The organism is Bradyrhizobium diazoefficiens (genome assembly GCF_016616885.1).
Classification (GTDB): Bacteria; Pseudomonadota; Alphaproteobacteria; order Rhizobiales; family Xanthobacteraceae; genus Bradyrhizobium; species Bradyrhizobium diazoefficiens_F.
In genome coordinates this window covers 5,462,463-5,475,085 of the sequence record NZ_CP067102.1, presented here as the reverse complement: position 1 = coordinate 5,475,085, position 12,623 = coordinate 5,462,463, and the positions used below count along the sequence as shown (strand labels likewise).

Annotated in this window: 9 protein-coding genes and 1 pseudogene; 6 read left to right on the top strand and 4 right to left on the bottom strand. The window is 63.3% G+C overall.

Annotated features, from left to right (window positions below; all coding sequences use genetic code 11):
- The 3 genes from JJC00_RS25650 to JJC00_RS25640 all read right to left on the bottom strand — a co-directional run bounded on the left by JJC00_RS25650 (position 1) and on the right by JJC00_RS25640 (position 3,397).
- Positions 1 to 1,011: a branched-chain amino acid ABC transporter permease gene (locus tag JJC00_RS25650; protein WP_200468657.1), complete on the bottom strand. Its 1,011-nt coding sequence runs from the start codon at positions 1,009 to 1,011 to the stop codon at positions 1 to 3.
- Positions 1,012 to 1,188: 177 nt separating this feature from the next.
- Positions 1,189 to 2,016 (bottom strand): AraC family transcriptional regulator, encoded by an 828-nt coding sequence (locus JJC00_RS25645; protein WP_200468656.1) that lies wholly within the window; start codon positions 2,014 to 2,016, stop codon positions 1,189 to 1,191.
- Positions 2,017 to 2,146: 130 nt separating this feature from the next.
- The gene (locus tag JJC00_RS25640; protein WP_200468655.1) at positions 2,147 to 3,397 is read right to left on the bottom strand and encodes an ABC transporter substrate-binding protein; all 1,251 of its coding nucleotides are present in this window, start codon (positions 3,395 to 3,397) and stop codon (positions 2,147 to 2,149) included.
- 398 nt (positions 3,398 to 3,795) lie between these two features.
- On the opposite strand from JJC00_RS25640, the gene JJC00_RS25635 reads away from it, so the two are divergent.
- The 3 genes and pseudogenes from JJC00_RS25635 to JJC00_RS25625 all read left to right on the top strand — a co-directional run bounded on the left by JJC00_RS25635 (position 3,796) and on the right by JJC00_RS25625 (position 7,560).
- Positions 3,796 to 5,322 (top strand): sugar ABC transporter ATP-binding protein, encoded by a 1,527-nt coding sequence (locus JJC00_RS25635; RefSeq protein ID WP_200468654.1) that lies wholly within the window; start codon positions 3,796 to 3,798, stop codon positions 5,320 to 5,322.
- Positions 5,319 to 6,301: pseudogene (locus JJC00_RS25630) on the top strand (ABC transporter permease). The gene JJC00_RS25635 and the pseudogene JJC00_RS25630 overlap by 4 nt, the downstream one beginning before the upstream one ends.
- Before the next feature lie 146 nt (positions 6,302 to 6,447).
- A complete protein-coding gene (locus JJC00_RS25625; protein ID WP_246773919.1) occupies positions 6,448 to 7,560 on the top strand; it encodes a substrate-binding domain-containing protein in 1,113 nt (370 codons plus the stop codon).
- A gap of 80 nt (positions 7,561 to 7,640) precedes the next feature.
- Here the strand turns inward: JJC00_RS25625 and JJC00_RS25620 are convergent, their stop codons facing one another.
- Positions 7,641 to 8,435, bottom strand: coding sequence for a DeoR/GlpR family DNA-binding transcription regulator (locus JJC00_RS25620; RefSeq protein WP_200468652.1), 795 nt, complete (start codon positions 8,433 to 8,435; stop codon positions 7,641 to 7,643).
- A gap of 231 nt (positions 8,436 to 8,666) precedes the next feature.
- Here JJC00_RS25620 and deoC point away from each other — a divergent pair, with 231 nt between their 5' ends.
- The 3 genes from deoC (at position 8,667) to JJC00_RS25605 (ending at position 12,622) form a co-directional block, all read left to right on the top strand.
- Positions 8,667 to 9,695, top strand: coding sequence for a deoxyribose-phosphate aldolase (gene deoC, locus JJC00_RS25615; protein WP_433996461.1), 1,029 nt, complete (start codon positions 8,667 to 8,669; stop codon positions 9,693 to 9,695).
- A gap of 2 nt (positions 9,696 to 9,697) precedes the next feature.
- A complete protein-coding gene (locus JJC00_RS25610) occupies positions 9,698 to 12,085 on the top strand; it encodes an aldehyde dehydrogenase family protein (RefSeq protein WP_200468651.1) in 2,388 nt (795 codons plus the stop codon).
- Positions 12,086 to 12,166: 81 nt separating this feature from the next.
- Positions 12,167 to 12,622, top strand: a complete 456-nt coding sequence (locus JJC00_RS25605; protein ID WP_014494077.1) for an RbsD/FucU family protein — start codon at positions 12,167 to 12,169, stop codon at positions 12,620 to 12,622.
- The last annotated feature ends 1 nt before the right edge of the window (position 12,623 follow it).

Below are 12,623 nucleotides of genomic sequence, written 5' to 3'. Positions count from 1 at the left end.
TCAGCGCCTCGCGAGCAGGCCCTGCGGCCGAAGCGCCAGCACCAGCACCATGATCAGGAACGTCACGACGATGGCGTAGGTCGGGATGTAGACCGAGCCGAGCTGCTCGGCGAGGCCGATGATCAGCGCGCCGAGTGCGGCGCCGGGTATCGAGCCCATGCCGCCGACGATCACGACCACGAGGGATGCGAGCAGGAAACGGATGTCCTCACCGGGGGAGAGTGACTGGAAGGTGCCGCCGACGACGCCTGCGATGCCGGCAAGCCCGGCGCCGAGCGCGAAGACGAGAACGAAGACGATCTGGATGCGCACGCCGGTTGCGGCAAGGATGTCTCGATCGTCGACGCCGGCGCGGATGATCATGCCGATCCGGGTGCGGTTGAGCGCGAGCCACATCGCGATGCCGATAATCATGGAGGCCAGAAAAATTACGAGCCGGACCAGCGGATAGCGCAGGTACACCGGCTCGCCCGAGGATTTCACCGCGGTGATCAGCGGCAGCTCGATCGGACCAATCAGCCAGTTCGGTGTCTGGATCTGATAGAAGTCGCCGCCGCAGGCCCACAGCATGAGATCGGCGAACACGATCGAGAGGCCGATCGTCACCATGGTCTGGCGCAGGTCCTGGCCCTCCATACGGCGGAAGACGAGGACCTGAAGCACGACGCCGACCAGCGCCGTCAGGACGAAGGCGGCGATGAAGGAGAGAATCCAGGAGCCGGTCGAGGCGCTGATGGCGTAGCCGACATAGCCGCCGAACAGATAGAGCGAGCCGTGCGCGAGGTTGACGTTGCGCATCAGGCCGAAGATCAGCGTGAAGCCGCTGGCGACGAGGAAATAGAGACCGCCGAGCGTGATGCCATTGAAGACCGCGTTGAGGAACACCCGCTTGCGGCCGATCGCCTCTTCAAGCCCCGGCGGCCATACCGCGAAGATCAGCCACAGCGCCACTGCGACAGCGATGATGACGATCAGTGCCCACGCGGGATGGCGCTCGACAAAGCGGGTCATAGCTTCACCTCGTCCCTTTGGCGGGGCGAGGTCGCACGCAGACCGTTGCCGGCCGCAAGCCCTGCCATGAACGTACGCTCCCTATCGATCGCGATCCTCTTGTCGGGATCGCGTTCCGCACATCCTAATGGGATGCACGGGAGCGCATTTGATCGTGAGTATCTTTTCGCGCGCTCGTCAGCCGCGCAAAACCTTGGCCGCGCGGCGATAATCGGTCGGCGCCATCCCGACATTGGCGGCGAAGAAGCGGGTGAAACCGCTCTGCGAGGAGAAGCCGAGATCGAAGCCGATATCGGCGATCGGCGCTTCGCTCGCTACCAGCGCCTCGAGCGCCTGCTCCATCATCAGCGTGTTGAGATAGAGGTGAGGGGTAACGCCGGTCTGGGTGCGGAACAGCCGGTAGAAATGCGGCCGCGACAGGCCGGATTCGCGCGCGATGGTATCGAGCTCGATTTCGGCGCCGGGGCTCTCCGACATCATCTTGATGCACTTGCGCACGCGAAAATCGGTGACGGAGCCGTTCGCGCGTGGATCGCGCGTGAGTTCGGCCTGCTGCCAGCTCTCGTCATAACAGATGTCGATCAGACTTCTCAGCTCGCCATCGAGGCTATTCAGCGAGGGTGCGCCGCACACAAGGGCGGCTGCGTGCCTGATATGCTTGTCCAGCGCTACCGACCGCGTGAACTGGGTGCGGCCGAAGCGCAGGCGGTCGGCGCCGGGCGCATCGGGCGCGAACCACTCCGCATTGACATAAAGCACAAAGAAGACGGCGCCGCCGTCGAGATCGGACGGCAGGAAATTATGCGGCTCCCATGGATTGACGGCGACGACGGAACTTTCGGTGAGCTCGTAACGTCCATCGTTGACATCGATGCATGCAGGACGCCCCCCGACATGGAAGATCAAATGACCTTCGCGATGCGCGTGGATGTTGAAGGGGCGGTTCAACTGATAGACCGTCGCCCGGCCAAAGCGGCCGTGGAAGACGGCGAGCGCCCGGCTCATGCCTTCCCTCCCAGAAGCTCTTGTCTTTTTTAATAGCGTTCAACAACCAGGGAGAGAATGCAAGGGCGCACCTGTCGCGCTCTTTGCAAATCTCTCCCCGGTCAATCATGGCGTCGCGAACGCGACTACGTCAGTACTTCTTACATTCCGGTACTGTACGGCTTGGCAAACCGATCTTGGCGAACACTGCGGGGTCGTAGCCCAGCGTCTGGTTCACGTTCGGGATCACCTTCACGACCTTCGAGAACAGCGCGCCCTTGCCGTCGTCGACGACTTCGGTGACGAAGTTGGTGCCGATCGCCTGCCGGTTGGCGTCGAGCTTGATCTTGCCGTTGGGCGCATCGAGCTCGATCTTAGCGAGCGCAGCCTTGTACTTGGACTGGTTGTCGCTGAGATCGCCATTGACCTGACGCAGCGCCAGGATCAGCGCCATGGTCGAGCCATAATAGTTGGTCGCGAGCAGCGACGGGCTCGGGAAGCGCTTGTTCGGCGGGAAGGCGTCCTGATAGTCCTTCACGAACTTCTGCCAACCCGGGTCCTCCCAGGTGTCGGCCTGGCCGCTCGCGGCCAGCGTGCCGACCAGCGCGTTCTTGGCGTTGCCCTTGGACGACAGGATGGTCTGGTCGATCATGATCGACCCGCCCATCAGATGCGCCTTGCCACCCGCCTGCTGATACTGGTTGAGGAAGTTGACCGCGTCCGCGCCGCCGAGACCGAGATAGATCGCATCGACGTCGTCGGGCAGGGCGGCGATGACCGAGGCAAAATCCTTGGTGCCAAGCGGCACCCATTGCCGGTTGGTGACCTGTCCGCCGGCGCCGCAGAATTCGAGCACGAGGCCGAACACCTGGGTGTAGATGAAGGAGTAGTCCTCGCCGACGGTCGCGATCTTGCGATACTTCTTTTCATCATAGGCGTATTTGCCGAGGCCAACCTGCCACTGCGCGCCGTCCATATTGTAGCGGAAGAAGTTCGGGGCCGGATCGACGTAAGTCGTTTCCTGGGCGCCGGAGGCCGCGTTGATGAAGGTCAGCTCCGGATGGGTCTTGGCAAAGTTCTTGACCGCAATGCCCTCGTCACCTGACAGCGGCGACAGCAGGATCTGCACCTTGTCCTGCTCGATCAGCTTTCGCACCGCACGAACCGCAGAATCCGGCGTCGCGTCAGTCGAGGCGATGACGAATTCGAGCTCCTTGTCGCCGACCTTCTTGCCGAGCACGTTGAGTGCCGTCTGGAAGCCGCGGATGCCGTCCTCGCCGAGGACGGTGTAGGTGCCTTCGAGCGTCGCGGTGACGCCGACCTTGATCTTCTCCTGCGCGAAGGCGGTGCCCGACAACAACAGGCTGCTCAACGCGATCAGTCCGAGACTGCCTTTCAACATTGCTCTCCTCCCTGGGGCGTTCTTGTCGCTGTTTTTCACCGCATCTCGCGCGTCCGCCGCGCGGTGCGGCGTTTTTGCAAGACCAACGGTTCTTGAGGTGGAGGCTAACCGAACTCGGATGCGGCGCACGCGTCGGAGCCATGTGCGGTTTAACGGGCAGTCTCATTTTGAATGGTGCGTCGCAATCGTGCCGCGGTGGCTGCAGCGGGTCATCCGAACCGGCTTCAAGACGTGATCAGCCATTGACAGGTCGCCCGAGGTGATAGAATTATAACACGATAAGTTGCAAAAATAACAATATGTCACCATCGTACCAGCGTCTCGCAGGGCGACGGGAGGAAGGTTTGGAATTGTCCGGTTCGGGTACAGCAGAGCCTCGGCCGTCGACCTCGCTTGTGATGGTGAGTGGCATCAACAAGCGCTTTGGCGGCGTGCGAGCGCTACGCGACGTTAATCTCGAGGTCCGTGCGGGCGAGGTGCACGCGCTGCTGGGCGAGAATGGCGCGGGAAAATCCACGCTGATCAAGATTCTCAGCGGTGTTCATGTCCTCGACAGCGGCACGATCGAGATCGCCGGCAGGCCGGTGGAATTCGACAGCCCGGCGAAGTCGCGCGAGGCGGGGATCGCCGTCGTCTATCAGGACCTCAGCCTCGTCGAATCCTTGAGCGTCGCGGACAATCTGTTGCTCGGCCGTGAGCCGCGTGCGCGTTTCGGCTTCGTGCGGCAGCGCGCGCTGATGGCCAGTGCCAAGGCGTTCCTGACGGAGCTCGGCATTCCCCTGGATACGAGTGCGACTGTCGGCTCGCTGCCTTTCGCCTATCGCCAGATGACGGAGATCGCCAAGGCCCTGATGGGCGAGGTTCGGCTTCTGATCCTCGATGAGCCGACCTCCTCGCTGACATCGGATGAGGTTCGGATCCTGTTCGATGCGATCGGGAAGGCGACGCGCCGCGGCGTCGGCGTGATCTATGTGACCCATCGGCTCAACGAGGTCTTTGAGATCTCGCAGCGCGTGACGGTGCTGCGTGATGGCGCTAACGCCGGCACGTTCGTCACCGCCGAGACCGACATGACGCGGCTGGTGAGCGCGATCGTCGGAACCGATCGATCGGCATCGACAGGTCCACGCGCCGAACCTGCCGCAAAGCGTGAATTGGATCCGTCGCCGGTCCTGGCGCTGTCGGACGTGTCCAACGACCGGCTTCGCAACGTCGAACTTTCCGTGCTGAAGGGCGAGATCCACGGCCTCGCCGGGTTGATCGGCAGCGGACGCACGGAGATTCTGGAGACGGTGTTTGGCCTCCGGCCGCTCGAGAGCGGCGCAATCGAGATCGAGGGCCGGCGATGGGTGCCGAGAGGGCCTGCCGATGCGATCGAGCAGGGCATCGCGCTGGTGCCGGAAGACCGACATGTGCAGGGTTTGGTCCTTGACCATTCGATCGAACGAAACGTCACCTTGCCGCGGATTCCCCATTTCTCGCGCTGGGGCTGGATGCAGCAACGCGCCGCCGCCAGGCGTGCGGAAACCGCGGTCGCCAGGCTCGCGGTGAAAGCGCCGGGCGCGTTCAGCCTGGTCAGGACACTCTCCGGCGGCAACCAGCAAAAGGTCGTGTTCGGAAAATGGAATGATCCGCGGCCGCGCGTGCTGCTCCTGGACGAGCCGACGGTCGGCGTCGACGTGGGCGCACGCGAGGAAATCTATGCCGTGATCTGGAATGCCGTCCGCGAGGGCAGCGGGGTCCTGGTCGTCTCGTCCGATCTCGTCGAATTGATCGAGCTCTGCGACCGCATCTCCGTGATCGTCAACGGGCGTGTGGCTCGTACGCTTTCGCGTGGCGAGATCGATGATGCCGAAGAGCTGCATCATCTCCTCCAGATGTACCAAGCCTCAGGGCCGGGCCCCTTGCAAGAGCTTCCCGCATGACCGAACTGACTGCTCCCAACGTGGTCGCCTCGTCGACCCGATCCGATCGCCGCCGCAAGATTCTCCAGATTCTGCTGCGGGGCGAGCGGCCGTACATGCTGTACATCGCCTTCGTGATCCTGCTGGTCGTGTTCAGCCTGTCCTCGCCCTGGTTCCTCTCGGTCGACAATTTCCTGAATATCGGGCGCCAGACCACACTGGTATCGATCATCGCGGTCGGCATGACCTTCACTATCATCGCGCGTCAGATCGATCTGTCGGTTGCCTCGACGTTGGCGCTATCAGGCATGACGGCCGCTCTCGCGATGAGCCAGATCAACAACAGCTGGATCGTGGGCGCCGTGGCCGGGCTCGGCACTGGCGCTCTGGTCGGGCTGCTCAATGGCATCCTGACCACGCAGTTATCGATCCCGTCGTTCCTGGTGACGCTGGGCTCGCTGAGCATGGCGCGGGGACTGGCGATGATGATGACCAACACCAAGCCGGTGATCATCACCAACGAGACCTATTTCGCGATCTTCGGAGAAGGGACGTTCCTCGGCATTCCGGTGCCGATCGCCTGGACATTGGCGGCGATGATCGTCGGTATCCTGCTGCTGCACTACAACGTGTTCGGCCGTCGCATCTACGCGGTCGGCGGCAATCGCTCTATTCCGGCATCAACACCAAACGGATCACGACTGCCGCCTTTGTGCTGACCGGCACGCTGGCCGGCCTCGCGGCGCTGGTGCTGTCGGCGCGTTCACATGCGGCGCGGCCCGATGTCGTGCAGGGCATGGAGCTCGACGTCATCGCCGCGGTGATCCTCGGTGGCTGCAGCCTGTTCGGCGGGCGCGGCTACATCCTGGGGACGCTGTTCGGCAGCTTGATCATTGGCACGCTCAACAACGGGCTTGTTCTGCTCGGCGTGAGCTCGCCGATGCAGCTCGTGATCAAGGGCGCGATCATCGTTGCCGCCGTTGCTTTCACGAAACGCTAGTCGAAGTCAGGCGTGGCGCATGAGGCACTAGTTTCATCGCGCTGCGTGGGTAGGGGCAAGGTCGCTGGCCCTCCGGTGAATCGGCGACCAAAATGGAGGAAACAATGAAACCAATCTTGCGACAAACCTTGCCTTTGACTGTGTTGATGGCTGCTGCCGCGGCCGTCTCGATCGCCCCCGCGGCTCGCGCCGAAGTGCCCGCGACCTGCGTCAAGGGCGTCGATCTCGCAACGCTTGGGCCGAAATCGATCGTTGGCCAGGGCCCCCACGGCGAGAAGGCGGCTTCCCCTGAGGTGCTCGCGCTGTCGGAGGCCGACGCCGCGAAGGTCAAGGAGAAGCACTTCAAGGTCGGCATCTCCATGCAGACGGTCAACCTCGACTGGTCGCAGCTCCAGATTCAGGGCATCACCGATACGCTGAAGAAGTACGGCGTGACGGTAACGGGCGTCGCATCCGCCGAATATCAGGTGGACAAGCAGATCGCCGATATCGAGAACACCATCCAGCAGCATCCGGACGGCATCATTTCGATTCCGGTCGATTTCACCGCGACCGCGCCGACCTACAAGAAGATCGCCAAAGCCGGCATCAAGCTCGTGCTGATGGACAGCATCCCGACGGGTCTGAAGCATCCGGAGGAATATGCGACGATGGTCTCGGCCGATAGCCAGGGCAATGGCCAGATTGCGGCACAGATCCTGGCGTCCTGCATGGCACAGGGCGCCACCATCGGTCTCGTCAATTTCGGCGTCGACTATTTCAGCACCAACGAGCGCACCAAGGGCGTGCGGGAGTGGATGAAGGCAAACCGGCCCGACATCAAGATGAAGCAGGTCGATTTTACCGATCCGCCTAAGGTCTCGCAGATCGCGGGCGACTTCCTGACCGGAAATCCCGACGTCAAGGGACTGTACGCGGTGTGGGATCAGTCGGCACTCGACACGTTGAGCTCGATGCGGGCCCAGGGCATCGATATTCCCATGACGACGGTCGACCTCGGCCTGCAATCGGCGATCGAAATTGCCAAGGGCGGTCCGCTGAAGGCGACCGGCTCGCAGCGTCCCTATGATCAGGGCGTCGCCGAGGCGATGGCGATGATGAATGCGCTGCTGGGCAAGGAAACGCCCGGCTGGATCGGTGTGCAGTCGCTGCCGGTGACGCAGTCGAATGTGCTGGAGTCCTACAAGACCGTGTTCAAGAAAGACCCGCCGGCCGAGCTGGCGGATGCCTGCAACAAGGCGAAGCCCGCCTGCAATTGAACATATGATACCGATGCGGGGTCCTAAGGGATCGCGCATCGTTCAGCAGACCTGATCCGGGCGAACCGGCCCGGTCCGGATCAGGTTGAGCTGGTCACGTATTCGACCGGAACGCCGCGGAAGTGCTTGCGCGTGTCTGCCGACACCGAGCCACCGACGATGATCCGTGAGAACGAGCTGACGTCGGAGAAGGATGCCGGCTTGAGGCTGCCGAGCTTGCTGGCGTCGACCACGAGGATGCTCTCCATCGCGGTCGCGATGACGGCCTGCTTGACGGCGACCTCGTGAAAATTCGAGCAGCTCGCGCCGCGGGTCCAGTGCAAGCCGCCGGCCGAGATGAAAGCCTTGTTGACCCCGAGCCGCCGCAGATAGGTCAGGCCGTCATCTGACGAGAACGACTGCGACGACGGATGGTAGAGCCCGCCCATTAGCATCACCTGCGTCGCCGGACGGTGGGTGACGATCGAGGCGACGTTCAGCGAATAGCAGATCACCGAGAGAGGCATGTCCTCGGGCAGGCAATCCGCCAGCGATTGCATCGTGGTGCCGCAGTCGATGAAGATGGTGTCACCTTCCTTGATCGAGGCGGCTGCGGATCGGCAGGCGAGGCGCTTGTCCTGCGTATGCTGGTCGATTTCCTGCTCGAATGTGTACTTGAACCCGGTCGGCGACGCCGCGTTGACGACGTAGCCGCCAAGCAGGGCGAGCGCCACCTCGGGCCCGGCAAGGTCGCGCCTAACGGTCATCTCCGACACCTTCAGCAACTCTGCGGCGTCCTTCAGATGCAGTGCGCCGCTCGTCTCGACGGCGCGGCGCAGCCGTTGCAGCCGCTGGACGCGGGTCTCGCTGGCGCGTGCGGTCGGTGTTTCAGTCATTTTCGTCACCGAGCTTGCTTATCCGGTTGACAATGATCTTACAATGATGTGAGTTTAGCAACGTCAATCTGTTACAATAATAACATCTGGCCCGAAGGGCGTTTCGCTGGTCCGCAAGGCAGCCAGCAGAAGCTCCAGCGGGCAAGGGATGGGAGGATCGCATGTTGCAATCGGCACATTCAGTCTATCTGCCGTTTCAGCCGATTCGCTAGTGTCGCGCGCGGCGTACTGATGGCGCAGGGCGTCTTGATATCAAATCCATCCGCGGCGTCGGCGCAGCCACATGCGCGGGATCACAATCATCCGCATCCGATCGCGCGCAATAGCGGCCGCGCGCTCGAGATGGACTGGGTCGATGAGATCAGGATTAATCTGTCCGCCGCCGAGCGCCGCGTTGCGAGTCTGCCGGGCCGACGTACCGTCAAGAAGGACGCGCAGGCGGCGTGGTTGCTCAAGGCGATCAGCTGCATCGACCTGACGACGCTCAATGGCGACGATACAGCCGAGCGGGTGAAGCGCCTCTGCGCCAAGGCGAGGGCGCCGTTGCGACGCGACCTCCTCGAGGCACTCGGCTTTGCCGGACGCGGGCTACACACGGGCGCGATCTGCGTCTATCACCGCTTCGTCGCAACCGCGGTCGAAGCGCTCGATGGCCATGACATTCCGGTCGCTGCCGTCTCGACCGGATTTCCTGCGGGTCTCGTGCCGCACGATCTGAAACTCAAGGAGATCGAGGCGTCCGTCAGGGACGGTGCGCGGGAGATCGACATCGTCATCACACGTGAGCATGTGTTGACCGGAGACTGGCGCGCTCTTTACGCCGAGGTCCGGGATTTCCGCACGGCCTGCGGTGATGCGCATCTGAAGACGATCCTGGCAACCGGTGACCTCAAGACACTGCGCAACGTCGCCAAGGCCTCGATGGTCTGCATGATGGCCGGTGCTGACTTCATCAAGACCTCCACCGGCAAGGAAGGCGTCAATGCCACGCTGCCGGTGACGCTGGCGATGCTGCGCATGATCAGGATCTATGAGGAGCGCACCGGCTTCAAGATCGGCTTCAAGCCGGCCGGCGGAATTTCGACGGCGAAGGATGTGCTCAACTACCAGTTCCTGATGAAGGAGGAACTGGGGCGCGATTGGCTCGAGCCGGATCTGTTCCGGGTCGGCGCCTCGAGCCTGCTCGCCGATATCGAGCGTCAGCTTGAACATCACGTCACCGGCCGCTACTCGGCCTTCAACCGTCATCCCGTGGGCTGAGCATGAGTATCGCACACTACTACGAGACCATGGATTATGGTCCCGCCCCCGAGGCGGACGGCGAGGCGCGCGCCTGGCTGAAGCGGCACGACGCGACGTTTGGGCATCTCATTGCCGGCAAATTCGTCGCGCCGGCTTCGGGCAAGCATCTGACGACGATCGAGCCGGCCACCGGCAAGACGCTGGCCAAGATTGCGCAAGGCATCGCCGCGGATGTCGGGGCCGCCGTCGGCGCCGCGCGATCGGCGCAGTCGTCCTGGGCAAAGCTCGGTGGTCATGGTCGTGCCCGTCATCTCTATGCGCTGGCACGTATGCTGCAGCGTCATGCTCGTCTGTTCGCGGTGCTGGAAGCGATCGACAATGGCAAGCCGATCAGGGAAACCCGCGATCTCGACGTGCCACTCGCGGCACGCCACTTCCTGTATCACGCGGGCTGGGCGCAATTGCAGGAGCGCGAATTCGCCGACCACGATCCGGTCGGTGTGATCGGCCAGATCATCCCCTGGAACTTTCCGCTGCTGATGCTGGCCTGGAAGATCGCGCCCGCGCTGGCGACCGGCAACACCGTGGTGCTGAAACCGGCGGAGTTCACGTCACTCACCGCGCTGCTGTTCGCTGAACTCGCGGCGGAAGCCGGCCTGCCGCCCGGCGTCTTGAATGTGGTGACCGGTGATGGTGCGACCGGCGCGTTGCTGGTCGAAAATCCCGGTGTCGACAAGATCGCCTTCACGGGGTCGACCGAGGTCGGGCGGTTGATCCGTCAGTCGACCGCTGGGAGCGGCAAGTCGCTGACGCTCGAGCTCGGTGGCAAATCCCCGTTCATCGTGTTCGACGACGCCGACATCGACGGCGCCGTGGAAGGCGTGGTCGATGCGATCTGGTTCAACCAGGGCCAGGTCTGCTGCGCCGGATCGCGGCTGCTGTTGCAGGAAGGGATCGCAGAGACCTTCCGCAAGCGCCTGATCCGCCGCATGGAGACGCTGCGCGTGGGTCCGCCGCTCGACAAGGCGATCGACATGGGCGCGGTGGTCGCACCGGTGCAGCTCGAGCGAATCAAGGCGCTGGTCGAAACGGGAGTGAAGGAGGGCGCCGAGAAGTATCAGGCATCGGGGGCGATCCCTGCGGAGGGTTGCTTCTATCCCCCGACCTTGCTCTGGAACGTGCATCCGTCATCGACCGTGGCGATCGAGGAGATCTTCGGCCCGGTGCTGGTCGCGATGACGTTCCGTACGCCGGACGAGGCGGTGATGCTCGCCAACAACACGCGCTATGGTCTTGCTGCCAGCGTGTGGAGCGAGACCATCGGCCTGGCGCTCGATATCGCGCCGAAGCTTCAGGCCGGCGTGGTCTGGGTCAATGCGACCAATTTGTTTGATGCCAGCGTCGGCTTCGGCGGCTATCGCGAGTCCGGCTTCGGTCGCGAGGGCGGCCGGGAAGGCGTCACCGAATATCTCAAGCCGAAGGCATGGAGCGGGCGGAAAGCGCGAGCCAAGCTGCCGCCACTCCCAGCAGTCTATGCCGAGAGTGCCGGGTTTGGCACGCCGCCGATCGACCGGACCGCAAAACTGTTCATCGGCGGCAAGCAGGTCCGGCCCGACGGAAATTATTCGCGCGCGGTGCTGTCGCCGAAGGGACGCCACCTCGGCGAAGCCGGTGAAGGCAATCGCAAGGATATCCGTAACGCGGTGGCCGCCGCGCGCTCGGCCGAGGGGTGGGCGCGGGCGACGACGCATAATCGCGCCCAAATCCTCTATTATCTTGCCGAGAATCTGTCCGCGCGCGGCGACGAGTTCGCCCGGCGCATCGGTGACATGACCGGCGTTTCGTCCGCAAAGGCGCGCGTAGAGGTCGAGGCGAGTATCGAGCGGCTGTTCAGCTATGGGGCCTGGGCCGACAAATACGAGGGGACGATCCATGCGCCTCCGTTGCGCGGCGTGGCGCTTGCCATGCACGAGCCGATCGGCGTGGTCGGGGTGGCCTGTCCGGACGAAGCCCCGTTGCTGGGCCTCATCAGCCTGGTGGCGCCGTTGATTGCGATGGGCAACCGTGTCGTCGCCGTCCCGAGCGAGCGGCATCCGCTTGCGGCGGCCGATTTCTACCAGGTACTGGAGACATCGGACGTGCCGGCAGGCGTCGTCAATATCGTCACCGGCGAGCGCGATGCGCTGGCAAAGGTCCTTGCCGAGCATGACGACGTCGACGCGCTCTGGGTGTTCGGCTCGCAGGAGGCCTCGATGGCCGCGGAGCGGCTGTCGGTCGGCAACCTCAAGCGCACGCTGGTCGACCACGGGCTGGCGCTCGATTGGTACGATCGGGCGGCGAGCGAAGGTCCGATCCTGCTCCGCCATGCGGTGCAGGTGAAGAACATCTGGATTCCCTACGGGGACTAAAGACGTCACCTTGCGGTGATACTGGTTGGCATCCGAACCATCAGAGTTCGGGCGATTTTGAAGACGAGGGAGGAACGCAACATGCTCAAGGGCATCAATCCACTGCTCAACGCCGACGTGCTCTATGCCTTGCGCGCAATGGGGCACGGAGATCGCCTCGTGGTGTGCGACACCAATTTTCCTGCCGACTCCATCGCGCGCCAGACCGTGTTCGGCGAGCTGCTTCGCATCGACAACGTCAGCACGGCAAAGGCGATCGAAGCCATCCTCTCGGTGCTGCCGCTCGATACTTTCGTCGACGATGCCGCGATCCGCATGGAGATCGTCGGCCAGCCCCAGGAGGTGCCGCCAGTGCAGCGCGAGGTGCAGGCCGCGATCGACCGCGCCGAGGGACGCTCCTGGCCGCTGGTCGGGGTCGAGCGCCATGCCTTCTATGAAAAGGCCAAGACGGCCTACTGCGTGATCGCCACCGGTGAGCGGCGCTTCTACGGCTGCTTCCTGTTCTCCAAGGGCGTCATCGCGCCGGACGGAGAGTGAC

Coding starts and splice junctions, on each gene's coding strand:
- deoC (WP_433996461.1), top strand. CDS start 8,667: ATGGCGCAGGGCGTCTTGATATCAAATCCATCCGCGGCGTCGGCGCAG.
- JJC00_RS25610 (WP_200468651.1), top strand. CDS start 9,698: ATGAGTATCGCACACTACTACGAGACCATGGATTATGGTCCCGCCCCC.
- JJC00_RS25645 (WP_200468656.1), bottom strand. CDS start 2,016: ATGAGCCGGGCGCTCGCCGTCTTCCACGGCCGCTTTGGCCGGGCGACG.
- JJC00_RS25650 (WP_200468657.1), bottom strand. CDS start 1,011: ATGACCCGCTTTGTCGAGCGCCATCCCGCGTGGGCACTGATCGTCATC.
- JJC00_RS25605 (WP_014494077.1), top strand. CDS start 12,167: ATGCTCAAGGGCATCAATCCACTGCTCAACGCCGACGTGCTCTATGCC.
- JJC00_RS25620 (WP_200468652.1), bottom strand. CDS start 8,435: ATGACTGAAACACCGACCGCACGCGCCAGCGAGACCCGCGTCCAGCGG.
- JJC00_RS25625 (WP_246773919.1), top strand. CDS start 6,448: ATGGCTGCTGCCGCGGCCGTCTCGATCGCCCCCGCGGCTCGCGCCGAA.
- JJC00_RS25640 (WP_200468655.1), bottom strand. CDS start 3,397: ATGTTGAAAGGCAGTCTCGGACTGATCGCGTTGAGCAGCCTGTTGTTG.
- JJC00_RS25635 (WP_200468654.1), top strand. CDS start 3,796: ATGGTGAGTGGCATCAACAAGCGCTTTGGCGGCGTGCGAGCGCTACGC.